The following is a 20,787-nucleotide window of genomic DNA, read 5'->3' as shown; positions in this document are numbered from 1 at the left end:
TCGGTCTCGTTGCGTGCGCTTGGTCGCGCACTACTGTATGCCACACACTATAGTGAATCAGGTTGCCAGGTCCAGTGTGTTGCGATAATGTGTGTCGCACAGTATCGTGAAGCCTCACCGCAGCCGCGGGAGAAAAACCATTCAGGGAGAAAAACCGTGAGCTCACGCACTCAGCCCGCGCCGGGAACGATGAAGGCAATAACCCAACACCGCTACGGCGAACTTGACACTCTCGAATACGAGACTGTTGCCCGGCCCGTAGCGGCGAAGGACGAAGTGCTCATCCGGGTTCAGGGAGCATCCATCAACGCCGCCGATTGGCTGCTCATGCGGGGTGAACTCTTCGTTGCGAGGTTGGCGTTCGGCCTCCGGCGGCCCAAGGTCTCGACGCGGGGCAGGGATGTGGCCGGCGTGATCGAGGCTGTGGGCGACAACGTGCGCCGTTTCAGCGTGGGCGACGAGGTGTATGCAGAGGTGGATGCCGGCAGCTTCGCCGAATACACCGTCGCCCAGGCGAAGCGCCTCGCTCACAAACCAACGCGAATCAGCTTCGGCGAGGCGGCTGCCGTGCCGACCGCCGCAACAACGGCGCTGCAGGGGGTGCGGGATGTCGCGAAGATCAAGCCGGACGACACAGTGCTCATCAACGGGGCGTCCGGCGGAGTCGGCTCCTTCGCCGTGCAACTGGCCAAGGCTTATGGGGCCGAAGTGACGGGCGTCTGCAGCACGGCGAATCTCGAGTTCGTGCGGTCGTTGGGTGCAGACCACGTCATCGACTACACGGTCGAAGACTTCACGACGGGCGAGGCTCGTTACGACGTGGTCATCGACCTCGTCGCCAACCGATCGCTGGCCGAGTGCCGGCGGGCCCTCACTCGTCACGGAACTCTTGTGCTGGCGTCGGGCAATGGGGGACGCGTGCTCGGTCCGATCCGACGCATGCTCGCAGCGGTGCTGCTGGGCATGTTCGTGACCCAGAACCTTCGACCCCTCACCGCGGTCGCCAGCGGCGCCGACCTCGAGGCACTTAGGGAGCTCATCGAGGCCGGCACCATCACGCCAGCGGTCGACCGCAGCTACCCGCTCGCTGAAACACCTGAGGCAATCCGTTACTTCGTTGAAGAGCACGTCAAGGGAAAGATCACCATCACCGCCACCCACCAGAACACCGCCGAGGAGCAGCAGCAGCAATGAACCCCATCGCCACAACTCTGAATCCTCCCCTGCTAACGGCCCACGACATCCGTAAGTCCTACGGCAAGGGCACCGCCCGGTTCGATGCGTTGGCTGGTGTGTCGCTGTCGGTGTATGCCGGGGAGTCGATCGCGATTGTGGGGAAGAGCGGGTCGGGCAAGTCGACCCTGATGCACCTGCTTGCGTTGTTGGACCAACCGGATGACGGCACCCTGATGGTCGGCGACACCAACGCCGATGAGTTGTCGGTGCGGCAACTGAACCGGTTGCGCAACCAGGACTTCGGGTTCGTGTTCCAACAGTTCTTCCTCACCCCCAACGCCACCGTGCTCGACAATGTGGTGCTGCCCCTGAAGATCGCCGGTGTTAGTGCCCGGGAACGCAAAACCCGCGGCATGGCAGTACTCGAACAACTGGAAATGGCAGACAAAGCCAAAAACAAGGCAGTCACCCTCTCCGGCGGACAGAAACAACGAGTCGTCATCGCCCGCGCCCTGGTGAACAACCCGAAGGTCATCTTCGCCGACGAACCCACCGGCAACCTCGACACCATCACCGGTGCCCTGGTCGAAAACATCCTCTTCACCCTCAACCGAGACCACGGCATCACCCTGGTGATCGTCACCCACGACCCCGAACTGGCGACGCGATGCGACCGCCAGCTCTTCATCCGCGACGGGCGCGCTGTGCGCTCGCTCGACACCCCAGGAGTAGCAGCATGAACGCCCTCGACAAGAGCATCTCGATCGACCAAAGGCTGACGGCCACCCGCCCGATTGCGAAACAGACGAGCGAGCGGCAGCGACCGGAAAGTGGATGGCTTGCCATCACCGGCCTCTTGCTGCTCGGTACACTCCCGGTGATCGGCGGTGTGCTCCGCCTGGGGGAGGTGAGTTCTGGTACTGAAATTGACCTACTCTGGACGTCAATAGTGGCGATCGTTGCGCACATCGTGGGGATGACCGTGTTCTGCCTTCTCGGCGCATTCCAGTTCTCTCCGGCACTGCGAATTCGGCGCGGTTGGCACCGTGCGGCCGGCCGTGCACTGATCCCCGCTGGATTCATCGCGGCACTGTCCAGCATCTGGCTCGCAGTCTTCTTCGGTGGCCCAACTGATGAGTTCGCACTCGCGATGGTTCGACTCGTCTTCGCCGTGCCGATGATCATATTTCTTGTGATGGCAGTGATCGCGATCACGCGTCGCGACTTCACCACGCACGGAGCCTGGATGACGCGCGCCTACGCGATCGCTATCTCCGGCGGAACCCAAGCGCTCGTCTTCGCGCTGTGGACGATCCCCCTTGGTGAGGTCGACGCATTCGGCGAGGCACAGCTCGTCGCTGCGGGCTTCGTGATCAACAGCGTGGTCGCGGAGTTGATCATCCGGCGACGGTCCGGCCGTCGGAAGCGCGGGGTGTCGGGGCGTGGTGCGCTCCGCGACGGACGCGCCGTGCGCACCCTCGACACCCCAGGAGAAGCAGCATGAACCCCCTCGACATCACCCGAGCTGCCATCAGCAACACCTTCCGCAGCAAAACCCGCACCGCACTCACCGTCACCGCCATCGTCATTGGCGCCTTTACCCTCACCATCACCAGCGCCATCGGCACCGGCGTCTCCACCTACATCGACAACCAAATCTCCTCCGTTGCGGCACCTGACTCGCTGTCGATCACGAAAGCATCGGATGCGGCCCCCGGTTCGCAGTCGGCGCCGGCGCCATACGATCCGGATTCGGCAGTGGTGGGCGGAGGTTTCGAGGGTGACGGGTCGGAGTTCTCGAGCGGAATCCTGACCGCTGCAGATGTCGACGCCATTGCTGACGTGGATGGCGTGTTGGAGGTGAATCCGATCCTCCGGCTTGATCCGCTCTATATCGAGCACGACGGCACCGGCAAGTACGAGCTGGCCATCAATGTCAACATCCAGATGATCAACCCAGATCTGGCCGCGGGCACTCCGATGCCCGAAGGCGGCAATCATGTTCTGCTCACCAGCGCTTATCTCGAGAGCCTCGGCTTTCCCGACGCGGAATCGGCCGTCGGTCAGCCCGTGAGCATTGGCATTGCTGACCACAGCGGCGAGATACACGAACGTGAGGCGACCATCTCCGGCGTGCAGAACGAGACGCTGTTCGACAGTGGGATTGGGCTCAACCAGACCCTCTCCGACGCGCTGCGGGAGGCACAGGCCATCGGCAGTCCCGCGGATACCGAAGTCGGCTTCTTCCTCGCCACTGCGCGATTCGATCCGGGCATTGGCGAAGAAGCGCTCAGCGCGCTGAAAGCAGATCTGGCAGAACTCGGCTACAACGCTATGACGGCTGCCGACCAGATCGGCATCTTTCAGTCCATCATCGGCGGCATCATCGGTGTGCTGAACGCCTTTGCCGTGATCGCGCTTATCGCAGCCGGGTTCGGCATCGTCAACACGCTGCTGATGAGTGTGCAGGAGCGCACTCGCGAGATCGGGCTCATGAAAGCAATGGGCATGGGCGGCGGACGGATTTACACGCTGTTCAGCGTTGAGGCGGTCTTCATCGGCTTGCTCGGCAGCGTGATCGGCGCACTCGGTGCGATGGGCGCCGGCGCCGTCGCGAACGTGATTCTCGCCGAAACGGTGATTGCCGACCTGCAGGGGCTTGAAGTGCTCGTCTTCGCACCCATACCCATGATCACCGTCGTGCTTCTTGTGATGGGTATCGCCTTCCTCGCCGGAACAATTCCGGCCCGGCGCGCAGCGCGCCAGAACCCAATCACCGCGCTCAGGTACGAGTAGCTGTCGCAGGCGGTGTGGCCTCGAGTGCGTCCATAGTCCAACGGAAAAACTCCCATTACTGACCGTTCGCGATGCCGGACGGACGATGAGCCATGACGGCTGTCAGCGGACGAATCGGCCGAAACCTGCGAACGACACCAGCATCCTCTGATCTGGACTCGAATGTGTCGCCTAACGCTTCACCACGAATCACGACCCCGAGATCCTCGCCATTCCGACAACGGCCTGGATCAACAATCCCGCCCAGAGAGCCGAGCAAAAACTAGCCGCCTAAACTCCCCCTGGCCTCATTCGCCTTGACAAATTCCCCGTCGCCGCGCTTGCAGGCCACGTTTTCGCATTTGCCCCACAGGAGATGCTCGTCGGTGAAGGAATGCGTTGCGAGGATCTGTGGGACCACGTGTCGACCGTTGCGCTTGCTGCTTCTGCGGTGAGGTCAATCGACGGCGATCATCTCCGGCTGTGGTGGACATTCCACATGCTGAAGTTTACTCCGACGGCGGTCCTGACGATCGGGATGCTGTCGTTGAGTGGCTGTACGGCATCTGACACTCAGCGGGTGCCACCTTCGCTGCCACCGACACCTACCGCAGCGACCGAACAAGAACTGTCCGGGGAGGGAGCGATCTTCCTTAGCGAGTTCGTGCAGGAACACCCTGGGCATTTTGACCCTGACCTCTTACCTGGGTCCTTCCTGTTTGCGGAGGCTGGTATCGGCCCCGCCGAGTACCCCCTCCCCGCCCTCAGCGCAGACTCAGATCAGCTGGTCCTCACCATCTTCTGCGACGACGCGACGGAGTATGAGGTCGCGTTGACCTCGGGCGGTGAAATCGTTGATCGCACGTGGGGGGATTCGTGCGACGCCGATGGGCTCGTGAATTACAAAACCGCACCGATTGATGCCGATCGTTCCTCCCTGTCCGCCGCGGTCACAGTCGATGAAAAAGCCTCCTTCCGCATGTTCGATTCACCGCAGTGAGCACGGACCCTCCCGTTACGCATTCTGCACCGGCAGCGGAGTTTGCCCCGCCGAGAGAATCTTCGGTCGCGTGGGTCGTGCTCGGAGGAAAGCGAGTATGAGCGCAGCGACCGGAACTAGGAAGGCGAGCAGAGGTACCACCGTGGTACCGAAGAGCGCTGCATACCCTCCCCCGAACGCCAGCCCGACCGCGATGCGGCGACCGAGAGGGCCGCGTAGGCGTGGGATGGTCCACCATGCGATCGCTCCGCCGCCGAGAGCCGCAGACACTCCCAGCCACGGAGCCATCTCTTGGCTCACTGGCGCGTCCTGGTAGGCGACTGCGACAGCAGTGACCTCGAGCACGATCAGGCTCGTCGGCCCCCAGACCGCCGCTGTGCCGTGGCGTTGCGGAGCGCTGAGCGCGAATGCCGCCAGGAGTGGGATGGCGGAGGCGAGAAGGATCGTTATCCCCTGAGCCATAGCAATGGTTCCGTCGGCTGCACCATCCGACCAACCTGCGCCGGTGAGTGCGTAAACAACCCCAACGACACCGACTGCGGCGCTAAGGGCTGCGAGAAGGCGAACTGCGCCGCGAACATCAGTCGAACGCGCTCGGATTGCCCTCGCGGGTACGGGTGAGGTCCGGTTGCGTTGCCCGTTGAGAGTGCCGAGAGCCACCAGCGCGACGCCTCCTGCGATGATGGTAGACGTGGCCGGATTGATGAGGCCGACACCGAGGGCAGGGGCAATCAGAATGCCGGCGATTGCCGCCAGAGGAACGCGGGCAGCCGACGGCAATCCGGCCCCACCGAACGCGCCGTCGACGAGCAGTCCGATTCCTACCGCGCCAACAGCCCAGGCGATGACGAAGAGCACACCCAGGGCGCCGGCCAGGCCGGTCTGGGGTTGGTTTGCGTCGGCCAGACGGAACCCTTGCGCCCACGACAGCTGTGTCAATGCCGCCAAGACGAGCGCCGCAAGAAGGGTCACGAGAACAACGAGCGCGCGGGGCGGGGTGATCAATCGTCGTTCTCTGAAGAGCGCGATCACTCCCAGCAGAGTGAGGGCAGGGGCTACGCCGGCCATGACCATCCCGACCTCACCCCCAGGCCCGGATGCTCCGCTCCACCCGATCAGGATGAGTATCCACGCGCAGGCTCCCAACCCCATCGCCAACAATGCCGCCCAGAACGAAACGCGAGCATCAAGACGGAGAGCTACGCCATTGACGAATGCAGAGAAACCGTCGGCAACGGATGGGGCGGATCGCCGCTCATGGTCAGCTTGGTCACGCAGGCTGCCCACGAAGACCTCGCCGTTCGCTTTCCGCCACAAGGCCGGGTACCAGCGCAATAAGCGCTGGAATCTGTCCGCCCGGCCGGGGCTCACCACGCGGCACCAGCATCCGGCACCAAAGCGAACTTGTGAATCGCGAGCTGCGCTCGCGCAGCTCGCGTCGACCTCTCCATCAGCTCCACCTCCGCTGACAACCGCGTGACCCCGTCATCAGTGATCACGAAATAGCGCCGGGCGCGACCAGCAACAATCTCCTCGCCGTCCGGGCGAATCAAGCCGTCCGCTTCGAGCCGGTCGAGCGCCGCGTACAGGGTTGCCACCTTCAACGACACACGACCCTGAGACGCGTCAGCGGTCTCCTGCAAAATCTCGTACCCGTGACGCCTGCCCGAAGCCAAAGCGGTGAGAATCCAGAACGAAGTTTGAGTCACAACGGAGGCCATGCAAACAAGCATATTCTATGTAATGGAATATTGCAGCGTGTAGCTACTTCATTTGATTTGGCTACGATTCGACCTCGGGGTCTTGTCCGCTGTTGCGGAACACATCACGATAGGCAGATGCAGTTCGCTGGAGTCCTCCCCGAAGACGCGCCCGACCCTCGCGTGGAGTGCGCGGAGATGCTGACGGCGATGCCGATCCCCGTGATCGAGTTTGCTGCTCAGCGCTCATTGGAGATCACGGACATCGGTGTCAACTACGGCACTGACCGCGCCGGCTTCTCCGTCATGACAGCGAGCGTGTCCGCGACATTGTGGCGCAACCCCGAAGACAGGTCCGACCCGGTGAACCTCGCTGATCTCGACGACGAGACCCGTCGCTCGATCGAGCAGGTCCCTCACTGGCCCCGCCCGGAATGGCTCCTCGAACAAGTCGAACGCATGCGGTACCCGCTCCTGTGGGACGCAGTTCAGACGACCTGGCATCGCGAAGAATCCGAGTACACCACGCTCGATCACCTCCTCGCCCAGCACGCGAACTACATCCTGATGAACCAGTTTCGAGAGGAACTCGGACTCGGCCTGGGCGACTGGGACTCGCCCGCACTCACCTCGACGCGGACCGTCAGGCAGGGTATCCACGTTGCCATCGGTGGGGAGACTGTCATGGGTGCGGAGATCGACACCGATCCCTTCGTCTACGCCATTGGTGCGAAGCTCGCCAACGGCGGGACACTGACCGCAGTGATTTCCCGCGAACACCTCCCGTACATCGACCTCAAATTCGCGCGTCGCCGCTGATCGGCGATTCCGCGGGGCCCGGACACCACACCATCTTCACGGTCAGCGACCCCGCACCTCGGCTGCGGTGAACGACTTTGTCACGTTTGGGCCCACAACTGACATGAACAGGTATGGACGAGATGACGGATGCCGATGACCGTAGTCGTGCGCTGGGCAAGCTACAGTTCGGTGACCCCTAGGCCAGCACCGAGGTTGATCAGTCCGAATGGATCGCGCTCTGAGCCGACGACGCACGACACGTGGTCATCGACGCCGATCCCGACTACCTGACGCCGCCCGAAGGCGTTCCGAAAAACGCTGCGGTCGCCAACGTCAGCAAGATCTTCTCTCGACTCGATGCGGAGGCGGGCGGGCAGGCCCTCAGCAACTCTCCAGCACAAAAGTAACTGACGACGTACCGAAGGTCCGCGGCGACAGAGCGCACGCCAACAGAGTCGCCGCCGTTGCGGTAGCTGACCAGGCTGTCACGATAGAGACAGAGATGGACGGATGCCCCGGTCACGCCCAGTCGCGCAGCATCCGGTGGTCGCGCCGTCGCCACCGCATCCGGGGAGGCGATAAGCCGCCGCAGAGCCTCCGTAGCGGCGGCGAGCGAACGGCCGTAGGTCAGTCTGCCGTCGTCAAAGACTTCCGCGATGCGAATTGGACGCCTGACGTGACGAGTGGCCGCTCGATGTGGCTACTTGTCGAGGAACGCCAGCAGCGCCCTGTTGAACTCGTCTGCGTGACTCACGTTCATGCCGTGGGGGCCGCCAGCTATCACCTGCAGGTCGCTGCCCGCAATGGTTGCGTGGATGCGGGCGCCCGAGCCCTCGAACGTCACGATGCCGTCGGAGTCACCGTGGATGACGAGCGTGGCAACGGTGAGCTTCGGGAGGCCATTCCTGAAGTCGGTCGAGCCGAACGCTGCCATTGTCTCGAGTGCGGCACGTTTGTCTGCCTGCTTCGCCAGCCGCAGGGCGTCCTGTCGTTGTGCCTCGGTCACGGTCATCTCGCCGTGCGCGGTGAAGAACTGTGTCGTGAAGTCGTCGTAAAACGCATCGGGGTCGGCATCGAGACCCTTCGTCATCTCGCCTGCCTCCTCTTCGGTAAGGGGGCCGTCAGGGTTGTCCGGCCCCTTTGCCATATCCGGGGGAACTGCCGACGCGAAGACCACGCTGTGCACGCGCTCCCCACCGAACCTGCTGACGTATCGGGCAACTTCACCTCCACCCATCGAGAAGCCAACGAAGGTGGCGTCAGTGACGTTGAGCGTCTCCAGAATCGCCTGCAGATCCTCGGCGAGCGTGTCGTAGTCGTAGCCGCCCTTCGGCTTGTCGCTGCGGCCGAAGCCGCGGCGATTGTAGCTAATCACGCAGGAGCCTGCTGCGGTCAGTACCGGAATCTGTTCGCTCCAGGCCTCACCCGAGAGGGGCCAGGCGTGAATCAAAACGACAGCACGGCCGGACCGCCGGTGTCATCCACATGAAGGTTGACGTTGTGCAGAATTCTGTGATGTGCAGTTATTTCGCTCGTGTTCGACCGTAGCAGGGGCGATTTCGATCCAGCTGTCAATTGCGAAAGGCAGTCCCGTGGGCTGCCGCGCCATCCATGACTTTCCGCCTCGCCTTGTCGTTGTCGATGCTGCCAACACGCGCGAATGGCGTGGAGCAGCCCATGTTTCCACCCTGAGAGGGAAATCCATCGCGATTCAGCCTCAGGTCACGCCCTCTTTTTGCGACTATCTTCCATCCACCCCCCGTTCGGGGGTAGCGTCTGAATTCGGTGGTCCCTCCACCGCGACGAGGATCATCGAACCGTGATCTATCCCCGTCATTCGCTGAAGAATGATTGGAACGAAAGAATGTTCGAGAAAAAGTTCATTGAGGATGCCATCACCCGAAGCGCCGAAACGAAGGTGGATCGCCGACGGCTCCTTGCAATGGCGGGTATTGGGGCCATGGGATCCGCTGCCGCGATGTTGGTTGCTGAGCCCGCATTAGCCTCCGGCCGCGGCAAGTGGAATGGCGAGGGTGACCATGAGCACCCGGGCCACGAGTCGGAACACCCGGGCGACGAGTCCGATCACCCCGGCCACGAATCAGAAGGACAGGGCAACGGGTCGAAAGCTCCCAGCGATGCGTCAATACTCAACTTCGCCCTCAACCTCGAGTACCTCGAGGCGGAGTTTTATCTTCGCGCGGTGACCGGCGTTGGTCTCGCGGATGGGATGACCACCGGAAAGGGCAAGCGTGGCCCGGTATCGGGTGGCCGGGCGGTGCAATTCCAGACCCCGTTGATCAGGAAGTACGCGGAAGAAATCGCCGCCGACGAAAAGGCACACGTCGCCTTCCTTCGAAGCGCTCTTGGAGGCGCAGCCGTTTCTCGTCCCTCGATTTCGTTGGACGCAAGCTTCAGTGCGGCAGCGACGGCCGCCGGGCTGATCCAACCGGGCGAAGTCTTCGATCCCTACGCCAACGAGATCAACTTCCTTCTTGCCGCGTTCATCTTCGAAGACGTCGGAGTCACGGCATACAAGGGAGCTGCAGGCTTCATCAGGAACAAGACCTTCCTGGATGCCGCGGCAGGGCTTCTTGCGGTGGAGGCCTACCACGCTGGCATCATCCGCACCACGCTGTACGCGCAGGGAGTCGCGACACCGGCGCTGTACTCAAGCGTGCAGAAGATCTCTGATGCTCGGGACAGTCTGGACGGCGCCACTGACCTTGATCAGGGCATCGGCACCGCAGCAGTGGCCAACCTGGTACCGACGGATGCCAACGGGCTCGCCTTCAGCCGCACTACCGGCCAGGTGCTCAACGTGGTCTATCTCAACCCCGATAGCGTCGAGGCTGGCGGATTCTTCCCGAACGGGGTGAACGGCAGCATTCACCACAGCGATTAGCCGCCCGAACCTACCCGCCAGTTCTCGTTCGGTGGCCATCGAACGAGAACTGGCGGGGTGGCGCATCTGACCGCTGACTCATGACGGCGAATCGTCGGGCGATGAGTGCCCGAGGCACGACGTCGACGTCCTATCTGTCGGAGATGGCACCGAGGACTAGGTAGGGCAGCGGGCCGGCCCGTATCGCGAGCTGGCCCACAGTCAACTCCCTGAAAAAACCCTCACTCTCGGGCCCCAGTTTTCCCGGCAATGAGCAAGCTGGCACCGCGAGCCTGTCGTCATGACCAATACACTTCCTGACCATGTCCGCACGATCCTGTTCAACAGGGTGCCCGAGATCACCTTTGCGTTCTGGGTGATCAAGATCCTGTCGACGACCTCCGGTGAAACTGCCGCCGACTACCTCAATTCGACCCTGGGCCTCGGCCTCACCATCACCTCGTGGGTGATGACGGCACTGCTCGTCACCGCACTTGTCGCTCAATTCGCCACCAAAAGGTACACATCCGGCGTCTACTGGACCGTGGTCGTGCTCATCAGCATTGTCGGCACCCTCCTCACCGACAACTTGACCGACGTGTTCGGAGTTCCCCTCTGGCTCAGCACCGTCGCCTTCTCCGTCCTCCTGGCCGTCACGTTCGGTATCTGGTTTGCCCGCGAACGCACACTTTCGATCCACACGATCTTCACTCGTCGACGTGAGGCGTTCTACTGGATCGCAATTCTCTTCACTTTTGCGCTGGGAACCGCGGCAGGGGACCTCATCACGGAAGGGTTCGGTCTGGGCTACCTGGTCGGGACGATCCTCTTCGCCTCACTTATTGGAATCATCGCAATCGCCCGGTTCGCCTTCCAGATCAACGTAGTCTTCTGCTTCTGGGCCGGGTACATCCTCACTCGCCCGCTCGGAGCATCGATGGGTGACCTTCTCTCTCAGGCTCCCGCCGACGGCGGACTGGGGCTGGGCACGACGGTCACCAGCATCCTTTTCCTCGGCATCATCATCGGCATTGCGACGTACCTCGGCATCAAGGTCGGCCGTCAGCGTCGGGATGCGGTGACCCAGAGCGAGCTGATCCCGGTCGCCGCGTAGCCGTAGGATTCAGCACACCGACGAAGGAAGGCGGACAGCGTGCCCTTGCGCATACTCGTTGTAGAGGACGAGCCACTCATGGCGGCTCTCCTGTCCCGCGGGTTGCACGCGGAAGGTTACGCGGTCGACATTGCCGACAACGGTATCGACGCGATCACGCTCAGCAAGGACACCTCGTACGACCTCGCCATCCTCGACGTCATGCTCCCCGGAATGTCGGGATTCGAGCTCTGCAGGCGCCTGCGCGAGCAGACCCACGGGATCGCCATTCTTCTATTGACCGCCAGAGACGCGGTCGACGATCGGGTCCGGGGACTTGACGCCGGCGCAGACGACTACCTGACTAAACCCTTCATGTTTGCGGAACTCGCCGCAAGGCTCAGGGCGCTACGACGCCGTGACGCGATCGGTGCCACTCGAATCGACATCGGTGGCGTGCGCATCGACATGACGCGACATGAGATCACCTGCGATGGCAAAGAACTGCGACTGAGTCGCACCGAGTTCGATCTTCTCAGGCTCCTCGCCGAGAACATGGGTCGAGTTCTGCCTCGGACAGAAATGCTCGAGTCGTTGTGGGGCTCCTCAGCGCATATCAATGCAAATATTCTTGACCAATACGTGAGCTACGTGCGCAAGAAACTCGACACAGTCGGTGCGCCGCTCAGGATCGTGAACTCCCGCGGAATCGGCTTCCAATTGGCGGCGGACAAAATATGAGCTGGTCGCGCCTGGGTATCCGAACCCGGATAACCGGCGGTAGCCTGCTGATCGCAGCACTGATTTCAGTTGTCGCGGGCATCCTGATTTTCAGCCAAGTGCAGCGCATCGTCGCCGACGGGCAGATCGCTGTGCTCGAGAACGTCGAAGGGCCATACCTCACCGCCTTGGCTCTCGACCCCACCGAGGCCTTAGATCCGCCGGGAGCCAGCCAACTAGTTGCAGTAGTCGATCCATCCGGGGTTTCCAAGGTAAACACGCTGCCCGACCCTCTCGGCGGAAGAGCAACGGAACTCGCCTCATCGCCGGGCACACGCACAATTGAAGTTGATTCAGCAACCTATCTCGTGCGTGTGACCACGTTTGCGACAGCGCAGGGAACGTGGGCCGTTATCTCTGCCAGCCCCGATGACGTTCAGCAATCCGTGCTCGATCAAGTGGCCCTCCTCCTGATCCTCAGTATCGCGGCTATCAACCTCGCTTTCGGAGCCGCGTCGTGGTGGATCGGCGGGGCAGTGCTCAGCCCTGTGACGCGGCTCCGGCGCAGCGCAGAGGCTCTGGTGCGGTCCCCGAGAAAGGAACTGCTTCCGGTCGGGCCCGCCCGCGACGAGATAGCCGAGTTGGCAGAGACTCTCAACGAACTCATCAAGCAGTTGCGCGACTCAACAGATCGGGAGCGCCACATCGTGTCTGACGCAAGCCATGAGCTTCGAACCCCGATCGCGATCCTGCAGACGCAGCTGGAACTTGCTCAGGCGGAAGCGACCTCGCTTTCTCAGCTGAAGGGCGACGTGAGGGCAGCCCAGGCGACCGTTGCACGTTTGGCTGCGCTCGCGACATCCATGCTCGAGCTCTCGCGGATTGATGCGCAGACGATACCGGGTTCGGCGACTCTCGAGGAGTTGAGTGCTGAGTTGGCCGATGCTGCTGACCGTGGTCGGCGCCACCTGGGAGGCCGGGATATTCGCATCGAGTACGACTCCACATTCACCGACCCGGACACTCGGCTTCCCATCAGTACCGCCGACTTCGGTCGACTCTGCAACAACCTCGTAAATAACTCGTTGGCAGCGATGGGACCCCACGGCACAGTGGCCCTGGAGCTTGTGCAGCACGCAAGCAGCTCAACCCTTTCGGTCAAAGACGATGCCGGAGGAATAGATGAAGCATTTCTTCCCTTCGCCTTGGATCGCTTCTCCCAGGCCGACCCAGCTCGGGGTTCCGGTGGCTCCGGGCTCGGATTGGCGATCGTCTCCGGGATCGTCGGGGTGGCTGGTGGGACCATGACACTGACCAATATCGTCGGCTCAGGACTTCAGGTCGAAATTCGCGTGCCCTTCGAGAGGGAGCTGCCACGCCACTCTCAAATTGGCGCCGACGTAACGACCGCTCCGCGCCGTCGATTGGCTCGAACCATCGACAATGTCATCGAGTAGTGAAGGCCGATGCCTCCGTGACGACAAGAAGGGCAATGTTCATCGACCCCTGATGGGAGATGAGCCCGGCGAGCGGAAGGATCACCTCACTCGGAATCGGAGGGAACACGGTCTCAAGAAACGTGAAGAGCCCGACTCCCCACTCACCGAAGGCATTCGTAAGTTGAGCGATACTTGGCCATCCGCCATTTCCGCGGGAATGCGCGGGCCGATCTCCTCGCCTAAAAACCGACGACGGCGGTGTCGATCCTCTCATCGTGGTCTCACACAGGTGCGATTAGCGTCTTCTTCATGACCAAACCAGCAAGCATGATGCGGGGTCTTACGCGACGTCAGCAGTGCCGAGAAACGGCGAGACCTACTATGAGATGACTGATGCGAAGATGATGCAGCCCGAGGGGCACTACAAGGCGCTCGATGGCCTCAGCGTTCCATTGACCGATCGGCGGGCGTGGGCACGATGAAAGTCCTGATGGTGGAGGATGATGCCCGTATCGCTGACGTCATCCGGCGCACACTCACCGAAAGTGGGTACGCCGTCGACTTGGCAGCCACCGCACCCGATGGAATCACCGCATTCGAGATCGACACGTACGACCTCGTTCTCCTCGACCTCATGCTGCCGGGATTGCCTGGCGGCGGGATGGACGTCTGTCGCCGCATCCGCGAGATCAACAGCGACGTCCCCGTCCTGATGCTCACCGCGCTCGACTCGATGAAATCCAAAGTTCAAGGTCTCGACGTCGGCGCCGACGACTACCTGGTCAAGCCCTTCCATCTCGTCGAACTGCTCGCGCGAGTGCGCGCCCTACTCAGGCGCTCCCCCCGGGCACAACCGCCCACTCTCGTAGCTCAGGGGGTGACATTGATCCCGGCGACCCAGACCGCCGTGCGAGCGGGAAGGACGATCGACCTCACGCCGAAGGAGTTCGCCGTGTTGGAATACCTCATGCGCAACGCCGGCACGATCATCAGCTCGACCGAACTCATCGATCACGCCTGGGACAGCAACTATGAGGGCTTCAGCAACGTCGTGCAGACCTACATCCGGTACCTCCGCCAGAAACTCAGCCTGCCCGGGGAACCAGACATCATTCAGACCCGCAGGGGTGCCGGCTATCTGATCGCGGCAGACGGGTGATCTTCCGTCAGGCCACCATCCGGCTTACGGTCGCCTACACGGTCATCCAACTGGGCCTGTTCGCGGTATTCGCTATCGGGATCTACACCTTCGTCACGGGGACGTTCGACTTCGATGCGGTCGAATTCGAAGGAGAAGGAGCGGCCGTCGGCGCAGAGCAAGGATTCGCGCTCCTGCGGAGGGCGCTCATCATCTTCTACGCCTGCCTGCTCATTGTCGTTCCCCTCTCGAGCTGGTTGATGGCCCGCGCTGCACTCAAACCCATCAAGGCCAGCTTCGAACGCCAACAACAATTCGTCGACGGCGCATCCCACGAGATGCGCACCCCGCTCAGCGTGATCCAGGGCGAACTTGAACTCGCATTGACCCGGATGCGCACTCCCACTGAATACCAGGCCGCCATAGCCACCTCACTGGAGGCGGCGATCGGGCTCACCAGGCTCACGGATGACCTTCTCAAGCTCTCTCGCACGACAAGGGAGGAGCTCGCCGCGACCTTCGCATCCGTCGACATCAACACGGCAGTGCGTGAAGTTGTGGCACGGGCCGATGCCGCCCACATCCTCGGCCCGGCTGTGACAGCCGACCTGGGCCGACAGGGGCGGGTGTGGGGCTCGGAGGAGCTGATCTCCCGCGCGATTGGGAACGTTGTCGACAACTCGGTCAAATTCAGCGAACCCCGCGGTGCCGTTGCGGTGACCACGACTGCGGTCGGGGAAACATTGATCGTTCAGGTGCGCGATGACGGAATCGGGATGACTGGCGAACAGGCGTCCCACGCGTTCGAACGATTCTGGCGTGCTGATGACGCCAGGGCGACGCCGGGCCACGGACTCGGTCTTGCCCTCGTGAAACAAATCATGCACGCACACGGAGGGTCGGTCACAATCGACTCTCAGAGCGGCGCCGGCACCACCGTCACCCTACGGTTCCCGCTCACGATGCGATGAATTCGCAGCTTTGGGGCATCTCACACTGATCTCATCGTCTGATTCGTAGCCTGATATCACGGTCAAGAAATCACTCGTCCGTAGCCAGAAAAAACAAACCGCACCCGCCGAGAGGCGGTCGGCGGCACTGAGAAGGAGCATCGCCATGAAGATAACGATCAAGCGGGCAGTCGTCACCGGAGTCATCGTCACCGGACTCGCCCTGGGCGGCACGGGCGTCGCGATGGCCGCCACCACCAGTACCGCGAACCCTGGAACAGGAACCGGCACCGCCACGGAGGAACAGGATCCCACCTATGTCGGCAGCGTCACGGCACCGAAGGAGGCCGGCGAAGACACCGAGACCGCGGAAGGCACCGGGTCTGAAGGTTCCGGGTCGGAAGGGGGAGATTCGACCACGGCCGAGGCGGACGAGTCCAAAGCCCTTCAGCCGCTGGCAACCGTGACCGCCGACGAAGCGACCGCCGCAGCCCTCGCGGCGGTTCCGGGAACAGCGGGCAGCGCCGAGCTCGAAAACGAAAACGGATACGTGGTTTATGGGGTAGAGATCACCGCGACAGACGGCACCGTCACCGACGTGAAGGTCGACGCCGGCAACGGCAAGGTCTTGGCTCAGGACACCGACAGCGACACTGAGACGAACGACGACTAACCCGTTCTCGACAGCCGGTCAGTGGCGGAAGCGACATGCTTCCGCCGCTGACCGGCATCCCACCGCGTTCGGCACGGTCGCAGACGCTCGTGCTCGATCATCGGCGAACGCGTGACGAAAGGTGGCTCATGCCCGATCATCAGACCTCCCGCCCCACCGGTGCTGTGGTTGTGGCGGTGGTCGCCGTCGTCCTCGCCGTCGTCGCCACCGGCTTCGCGGTCGTCATCTCCACCGAGCTAGCCCCCGCGGCCCTTTCCCACGGACTGGCGTCTCCGGCCGCGGGCAGCTCGGCCCCGCCAATAGCCGATGAGCCCGCCTCGCGCATTGCCGTCGCGGGCGACACGGGAACCGGCACAGCCCCGGTAGGGGCGACCGTTGAACGGATGCGACGCGAAAGTCGGCAGGATCCTTACGACGCCCTGCTCCTGCTCGGCGACCTCATCTACGAGGATGGCGAGGCGGCGCAAACCGAAGCACGCGTCATCTCCCCGTTCGCCCCCATTCTCGACACGGGGGCGACCTTGCTTCCCGTGCTCGGCAACCACGACTACCGCAGCAACCAACAGCAACAGATTCTCGAAAAACTGGGCCAGCACACACCGTGGTACGTCGAGCAGATCGGCCCCGCGAAAGTGATCGTGCTCGATTCGAACCAGGCCGATAACGCCCAGCAACGCGATTGGCTGCGCACAACTCTCGCCGAACCCGTCACATCGGGCACGTGGGTGATCGTCGCCATGCACCACCCCGCTTACTCCGCCGGGAATCACGGTTCGGACATGGCGGTTCGGAACGCGTGGTCGCCGTTGTTCGCCGAATTCAACGTTCCGCTCGTCCTCGCCGGACACGACCACGATTATCAGCGTTCCACTCCTCAGAATGGGGTGACCTACATCGTCTCCGGAGCTGCTGCCAGATTGCGCCCGACCGGACAGGAGAACTTCACTGCAGTGAGCGCCTCGACCCTGCACTATCTTGACCTTCTGGTTTACGACGACAAGCTCCTCGGCCGGGCCATTGACCACAGCGGCGTGCTCGTCGACACGTTCGCCATTACCCGCTGACCACGGGCCTTTTCTTCGGTCGCGTGGGTCATGCTCGAAGGAAGAGCCGCGTTGGCGTGGTGTTGCGAACTCACGACCCTCACGGGTTTGCGACGCTCGATTCATCGGAACCATGAATGAGGGACGATGTGAAGATGAATGACAAGCGCGCACTCCAACCGCGACCGCCGCGCGGCGTCGTGCGGTGGCCACTCCACTTCCCTGTCCATCTGTTTCACGCCAGACTGGGATTCCTTGTCGGGCACCGCTTCCTGATGCTGGTCCACACCGGACGGACGTCCGGGAGGCTGTTCGAGACTCCGTTGGAAGTCGTCCACTTCGACCCAGGCTCACACGAGGCCATCGTCATGGCCGGATGGGGCGCACAGACGCAATGGCTGCGAAATGTCGAGGCGGGTCTGGCGAAGGAGATCTGGATCGGGACCTCGCGGTACGTTCCGGTCGTGCGTCGACTCGGGCTGGACGAGGCCCAGGAAGTATTCGAGCACTACGAGCACCACAGCGGGCTACCCCGTCCGCTCGTGCGCAGCGTCCTCAGCCGTCTCCTCAGTTGGCGGTACGACGGAACGGATGAGGGCCGGCGACGGGTCGTGGACCAACTGCCCCTGATCGGATTCCGTCCTTCCTGACGATCGGGACGAACACCCGCCGTACATCTATCTCAAAATCCATCAGCGGCACCTCGTCGAGCCCGACCAGCTCGAAATCCCCGATAACCAAGTCCCGGCAGTTTGCATGGGAGACTGCCGGATTCCGTGAGCATGCTTGCCAGCGCATAGGCACCACGAAAGTATGGACGCACCGTAAATCACGAGAGAAACACTATGACGCAGCACAACCCGCCCATGGACCCGAATTCCTCAGAGGCCACCGGCCCGCAGCTGAAGAAGGCCCGCGCTCAGGGAGATGCCTACGGTCAAGCCGTGAAATACATGGTGGAAGAGGTCGCCCACGACGGCGGGATTAAGCAGGCCGGGGAGTACACCGTGGGTTACGCGATCGAAGAAGCTGAGGGCCTGTATCACTTCAAGGACGGTCAACTCACGTGGCAGAACCCCGAGGGAGAGAACGTGCACGTGGAGATCGCAGTGCAGGACACGGCTGACGGCCGGTTCGTGCCGGCCGTGACGGTGACTGCATCATTGGTGACGCCCACCGGGCAGGAATTGGGGCCGTACGAACATGAGCTGGTGTGGCACCCGATGCTCTACCACTACGCCCGCAACTGGGTGGTTCCGGAAGACGGGGGAATGCACCCTGCGGGTGCGCATCGACCCGCCCACCTTTATGCGCCACGACGAGATCAACGGCCGGCGCTTCGCGCAGCCTGTCGACGTGGAGTTCACCGGCGTGAAGATCCAGCGGGGCAACGAGCCCGTCACCCCACCCCAACCGTGAACGGGTGATCGCGCAAATGGTCACCGTGGAAACCCCAAGCCTGGGTGACGATGACCTATTTTGGGCAGACGGTTCGCGTTCGACGGTTCGATACCCCCGGATGCTCCTAGCCGGAAGGAAAATGCACCGTCGCCGTTGCTCGACGCAACAGCTCCGAATCGCTAGGGTCGGCCACTGCCACGATCACGATCCCGGGTGCCGTTGCGAGGACATCGAGAAGGTGTGCCGTCTCGACATCGGCGTAGCGATCGTGGGCATCGCGCACCTCCGATCGCTTGCCGAACACAGCATCCGCCTCGTCGAGGAGCAGCACGGCGCCCGAGTTCTCGGCACTGTCGAACAGTCGTTGCAGATTCTGTTCCGTCTCGCCGATGAAGTCGCTCACGATCCGGTCCAACCCGATGCGCACGATCGGTTGTCCGAGCTCGCGGGCCACCGCTTCTGCAGCCTCGGCCTGTGCCGCTGCATCCGTCCCCGAAAAAACGACAAGTTGCCCGGCGCGTGCGTGCGTGCGCGCGTGCGCTACAACGTCTCCGACGGTGTCGGGCCACGAACGGGTCTCGAGGGCGAAATTGGCCCGCACGCCGAAGGACAATCGCAGCGGCGCGGTGCTCGCGAGCCAGAGCGAAGCCAGCTCGTCCGGCGGAATCAACGACATGATGACCTGGACGGCCATGCTCGTCCCGGCGACCTGCACGGTCAGCACCGGGCTTGCAGCAATCGCGGCCTGAGCGTCACCATAGGGAACGAGACTCGCGGAATCCGCATCGGCGTCATCCGCAGCGTGGCAACTGACGAGGTACCGGAGGTCCGCGGCGAGATAGCGCACGCCAACGGGGTCGCCGCCGTTGCGGTAGCTGACGAGGCTGTCACGATAGAGGAAGAGATTGACGGATGCCCCGATAACCCCCAGTCGCGCAGCATCCGGTGGTCGCGCCGTCGCCACCGCATCCGGGGACGCGATGAGCCGCCGCAGAGCCTCCGTTACGGCGGCGAGCGAACGGCCGTAGTCGGTGAGAGTTGGCATCGTGACCCGCATCCTGCGGTCGATCGCACGGCGACCGCGTGTGCTCGAAACACTACTCCTGCCCTCGGGCTGCACACTGACGCGATGCCGGTCCATCGGCGGCCCACGTAGAGCGAGCGAGCCGACGGGCCCCGCGGCGGATGATCCAGCTATTGCCAGGGCGTCCCAATCGACATGCGCCGCTGCGCGAGCCCGTCCAGGATGAGTTCCAAACCGTTTCGGAACTCGTCCTCAAATGCGTAGTCCCCTCCGTGCAATAGCTCCGCGAGTGAGCGCGCGAGGTAGGGGTAGTCCTCTGGAGGCGGCGCGACTTGGGATGCGAAGGCGGCCTCGGCCCCCTCCCCTGGCGTGAACGGCAAGCCTGCTTCGGTCAGGGCGAAGCCGTAGACAAAGGCGTCGATTGTCGAGAATGCGTGCGTTGCAAGTGCCGCACTGAAACCTTCGGTCATGAGGCACCCCAGAACGCGGTCGTGATGACGCAGGAGAGCGGGCCCCGGCACAGGCCGCGACTCGAGCATCCCGAGCGCCCAGGGGTGTGCTCGGAGGACGGTGCGCGCGGATTCCGCGCGCTGCACCATGGCATCCCGCCACGGATCTCCGATCTCGGGCAGGTCAATCTGAACGAAAGCCCATTCAGCCAGTGCGTCCAACAGCGCCTCCTTGTTCGAGACGTGGTGGTACAGCGACATGGCTTCGACCCGAAGTTCCGCGCCCACGCTTCTCATGCTGACGCTCGCGAGACCGGTGCGATCTGCGACAGCAGCTGCAGCGTCCACTATTCGCTGTCTACTCAACATGCCTCGCGCCGTCATAAGTCCATTGTTGCTTCCCTTACACCTGTAAGGCTATGCTTCTGAGTGTCCGTTTTCACTTCGACCGAAAGGCCCCCACGATGAATTGCAGCGAAATGGACGGTGCCGGCACCCCGCCTGATCGCCAATCCGCTCGC

22 protein-coding genes are annotated in these 20,787 nt (G+C 62.7%); 17 read left to right on the top strand and 5 right to left on the bottom strand.

Translation table 11 applies throughout. The features are described 5' to 3' along the window. Window positions 1-156 precede the first annotated feature (156 nt). The 5 genes from BHD05_RS08090 to BHD05_RS08070 all read left to right on the top strand — a co-directional run bounded on the left by BHD05_RS08090 (window position 157) and on the right by BHD05_RS08070 (window position 4,951). Window positions 157-1,194: an NAD(P)-dependent alcohol dehydrogenase gene (locus BHD05_RS08090; protein ID WP_236966473.1), complete on the top strand. Its 1,038-nt coding sequence runs from the start codon at window positions 157-159 to the stop codon at window positions 1,192-1,194. Further along, window positions 1,191-1,916: an ABC transporter ATP-binding protein gene (locus tag BHD05_RS08085; RefSeq protein WP_161885978.1), complete on the top strand. Its 726-nt coding sequence runs from the start codon at window positions 1,191-1,193 to the stop codon at window positions 1,914-1,916. The genes BHD05_RS08090 and BHD05_RS08085 overlap by 4 nt, the downstream gene beginning before the upstream one ends. Next, window positions 1,913-2,680 carry a DUF2306 domain-containing protein gene (locus tag BHD05_RS08080; protein WP_161885977.1) on the top strand — a complete coding sequence of 256 codons (768 nt, stop codon included), beginning with the start codon at window positions 1,913-1,915 and terminating at the stop codon, window positions 2,678-2,680. Before BHD05_RS08085 ends, BHD05_RS08080 begins: the two co-directional genes overlap by 4 nt. Next, window positions 2,677-3,972 (top strand): ABC transporter permease, encoded by a 1,296-nt coding sequence (locus BHD05_RS08075; RefSeq protein ID WP_161885976.1) that lies wholly within the window; start codon window positions 2,677-2,679, stop codon window positions 3,970-3,972. Before BHD05_RS08080 ends, BHD05_RS08075 begins: the two co-directional genes overlap by 4 nt. A 400-nt stretch (window positions 3,973-4,372) precedes the next feature. Next, entirely contained in the window at window positions 4,373-4,951 is a 579-nt protein-coding gene (locus BHD05_RS08070) for a hypothetical protein (RefSeq protein WP_161885975.1), read from the top strand. Window positions 4,952-4,966: 15 nt separating this feature from the next. On the opposite strand, the gene BHD05_RS08065 is transcribed toward BHD05_RS08070, so the two are convergent. After that, window positions 4,967-6,019, bottom strand: a complete 1,053-nt coding sequence (locus tag BHD05_RS08065; RefSeq protein ID WP_161885974.1) for a hypothetical protein — start codon at window positions 6,017-6,019, stop codon at window positions 4,967-4,969. A 299-nt stretch (window positions 6,020-6,318) separates the two neighbouring features. Continuing rightward, complete coding sequence (locus BHD05_RS08060) at window positions 6,319-6,672, bottom strand: PadR family transcriptional regulator (RefSeq protein WP_161885973.1); 354 nt, start codon at window positions 6,670-6,672, stop codon at window positions 6,319-6,321. A 117-nt stretch (window positions 6,673-6,789) separates the two neighbouring features. Here BHD05_RS08060 and BHD05_RS08055 point away from each other — a divergent pair, with 117 nt between their 5' ends. Both BHD05_RS08055 and BHD05_RS08050 read left to right on the top strand, forming a co-directional pair. Continuing rightward, the gene (locus BHD05_RS08055; protein ID WP_161885972.1) at window positions 6,790-7,470 is read left to right on the top strand and encodes a hypothetical protein; all 681 of its coding nucleotides are present in this window, start codon (window positions 6,790-6,792) and stop codon (window positions 7,468-7,470) included. Window positions 7,471-7,712: 242 nt separating this feature from the next. After that, window positions 7,713-7,859 carry a hypothetical protein gene (locus tag BHD05_RS08050; RefSeq protein WP_161885971.1) on the top strand — a complete coding sequence of 49 codons (147 nt, stop codon included), beginning with the start codon at window positions 7,713-7,715 and terminating at the stop codon, window positions 7,857-7,859. A 293-nt stretch (window positions 7,860-8,152) separates the two neighbouring features. Here BHD05_RS08050 and BHD05_RS08045 read toward each other — a convergent pair whose 3' ends face one another. Further along, entirely contained in the window at window positions 8,153-8,902 is a 750-nt protein-coding gene (locus BHD05_RS08045) for an alpha/beta fold hydrolase (protein WP_335920064.1), read from the bottom strand. Window positions 8,903-9,271: 369 nt separating this feature from the next. Here BHD05_RS08045 and BHD05_RS08040 point away from each other — a divergent pair, with 369 nt between their 5' ends. From BHD05_RS08040 to BHD05_RS07995, 10 genes are all read left to right on the top strand, one after another. Continuing rightward, complete coding sequence (locus BHD05_RS08040) at window positions 9,272-10,357, top strand: ferritin-like domain-containing protein (RefSeq protein ID WP_236966472.1); 1,086 nt, start codon at window positions 9,272-9,274, stop codon at window positions 10,355-10,357. A 280-nt stretch (window positions 10,358-10,637) separates the two neighbouring features. Then, window positions 10,638-11,450: a COG4705 family protein gene (locus BHD05_RS08035; RefSeq protein WP_161885970.1), complete on the top strand. Its 813-nt coding sequence runs from the start codon at window positions 10,638-10,640 to the stop codon at window positions 11,448-11,450. Between the two features lie 39 nt (window positions 11,451-11,489). Next, window positions 11,490-12,170, top strand: coding sequence for a response regulator transcription factor (locus BHD05_RS08030; RefSeq protein WP_236966471.1), 681 nt, complete (start codon window positions 11,490-11,492; stop codon window positions 12,168-12,170). After that, on the top strand, window positions 12,167-13,606 hold the full coding sequence (locus BHD05_RS08025; RefSeq protein WP_161885969.1) for a sensor histidine kinase: 1,440 nt from the start codon (window positions 12,167-12,169) through the stop codon (window positions 13,604-13,606). The genes BHD05_RS08030 and BHD05_RS08025 overlap by 4 nt, the downstream gene beginning before the upstream one ends. Before the next feature lie 472 nt (window positions 13,607-14,078). After that, on the top strand, window positions 14,079-14,747 hold the full coding sequence (locus tag BHD05_RS08020) for a response regulator transcription factor (RefSeq protein WP_236966470.1): 669 nt from the start codon (window positions 14,079-14,081) through the stop codon (window positions 14,745-14,747). Then, on the top strand, window positions 14,744-15,697 hold the full coding sequence (locus BHD05_RS08015) for a sensor histidine kinase (RefSeq protein ID WP_161885967.1): 954 nt from the start codon (window positions 14,744-14,746) through the stop codon (window positions 15,695-15,697). Before BHD05_RS08020 ends, BHD05_RS08015 begins: the two co-directional genes overlap by 4 nt. Before the next feature lie 145 nt (window positions 15,698-15,842). Beyond that, complete coding sequence (locus BHD05_RS08010; protein WP_161885966.1) at window positions 15,843-16,349, top strand: PepSY domain-containing protein; 507 nt, start codon at window positions 15,843-15,845, stop codon at window positions 16,347-16,349. A 128-nt stretch (window positions 16,350-16,477) separates the two neighbouring features. Continuing rightward, the gene (locus BHD05_RS08005) at window positions 16,478-17,413 is read left to right on the top strand and encodes a metallophosphoesterase family protein (protein ID WP_161885965.1); all 936 of its coding nucleotides are present in this window, start codon (window positions 16,478-16,480) and stop codon (window positions 17,411-17,413) included. A gap of 134 nt (window positions 17,414-17,547) precedes the next feature. Further along, on the top strand, window positions 17,548-18,042 hold the full coding sequence (locus tag BHD05_RS08000; protein ID WP_161885964.1) for a PNPOx family protein: 495 nt from the start codon (window positions 17,548-17,550) through the stop codon (window positions 18,040-18,042). 195 nt (window positions 18,043-18,237) lie between these two features. Beyond that, a complete protein-coding gene (locus BHD05_RS07995; protein WP_161885963.1) occupies window positions 18,238-18,819 on the top strand; it encodes a hypothetical protein in 582 nt (193 codons plus the stop codon). Between the two features lie 98 nt (window positions 18,820-18,917). Here BHD05_RS07995 and BHD05_RS07990 read toward each other — a convergent pair whose 3' ends face one another. Both BHD05_RS07990 and BHD05_RS07985 read right to left on the bottom strand, forming a co-directional pair. Beyond that, window positions 18,918-19,838 carry an AAA family ATPase gene (locus BHD05_RS07990; RefSeq protein ID WP_202614171.1) on the bottom strand — a complete coding sequence of 307 codons (921 nt, stop codon included), beginning with the start codon at window positions 19,836-19,838 and terminating at the stop codon, window positions 18,918-18,920. A gap of 149 nt (window positions 19,839-19,987) precedes the next feature. Further along, window positions 19,988-20,635: a TetR/AcrR family transcriptional regulator C-terminal domain-containing protein gene (locus BHD05_RS07985; protein WP_236966737.1), complete on the bottom strand. Its 648-nt coding sequence runs from the start codon at window positions 20,633-20,635 to the stop codon at window positions 19,988-19,990. Between the last annotated feature and the right edge of the window lie 152 nt (window positions 20,636-20,787).

This window comes from Marisediminicola antarctica (assembly GCF_009930795.1).
Taxonomy (GTDB): Bacteria; Actinomycetota; Actinomycetes; order Actinomycetales; family Microbacteriaceae; genus Marisediminicola; species Marisediminicola antarctica.
The sequence above is the reverse complement of the archived record's forward strand: the minus strand, read 5'-3'. Positions and strand labels throughout refer to the sequence as shown.

Coding starts and splice junctions, on each gene's coding strand:
- BHD05_RS08080 (WP_161885977.1), top strand. CDS start 1,913: ATGAACGCCCTCGACAAGAGCATCTCGATCGACCAAAGGCTGACGGCC.
- BHD05_RS08010 (WP_161885966.1), top strand. CDS start 15,843: ATGAAGATAACGATCAAGCGGGCAGTCGTCACCGGAGTCATCGTCACC.
- BHD05_RS08020 (WP_236966470.1), top strand. CDS start 14,079: ATGGTGGAGGATGATGCCCGTATCGCTGACGTCATCCGGCGCACACTC.
- BHD05_RS08025 (WP_161885969.1), top strand. CDS start 12,167: ATGAGCTGGTCGCGCCTGGGTATCCGAACCCGGATAACCGGCGGTAGC.
- BHD05_RS08000 (WP_161885964.1), top strand. CDS start 17,548: ATGAATGACAAGCGCGCACTCCAACCGCGACCGCCGCGCGGCGTCGTG.
- BHD05_RS07995 (WP_161885963.1), top strand. CDS start 18,238: ATGACGCAGCACAACCCGCCCATGGACCCGAATTCCTCAGAGGCCACC.
- BHD05_RS08085 (WP_161885978.1), top strand. CDS start 1,191: ATGAACCCCATCGCCACAACTCTGAATCCTCCCCTGCTAACGGCCCAC.
- BHD05_RS07985 (WP_236966737.1), bottom strand. CDS start 20,635: ATGTTGAGTAGACAGCGAATAGTGGACGCTGCAGCTGCTGTCGCAGAT.
- BHD05_RS07990 (WP_202614171.1), bottom strand. CDS start 19,838: ATGCCAACTCTCACCGACTACGGCCGTTCGCTCGCCGCCGTAACGGAG.
- BHD05_RS08035 (WP_161885970.1), top strand. CDS start 10,638: ATGACCAATACACTTCCTGACCATGTCCGCACGATCCTGTTCAACAGG.
- BHD05_RS08060 (WP_161885973.1), bottom strand. CDS start 6,672: ATGGCCTCCGTTGTGACTCAAACTTCGTTCTGGATTCTCACCGCTTTG.
- BHD05_RS08065 (WP_161885974.1), bottom strand. CDS start 6,019: ATGGCCGGCGTAGCCCCTGCCCTCACTCTGCTGGGAGTGATCGCGCTC.
- BHD05_RS08075 (WP_161885976.1), top strand. CDS start 2,677: ATGAACCCCCTCGACATCACCCGAGCTGCCATCAGCAACACCTTCCGC.
- BHD05_RS08055 (WP_161885972.1), top strand. CDS start 6,790: ATGCAGTTCGCTGGAGTCCTCCCCGAAGACGCGCCCGACCCTCGCGTG.
- BHD05_RS08005 (WP_161885965.1), top strand. CDS start 16,478: ATGCCCGATCATCAGACCTCCCGCCCCACCGGTGCTGTGGTTGTGGCG.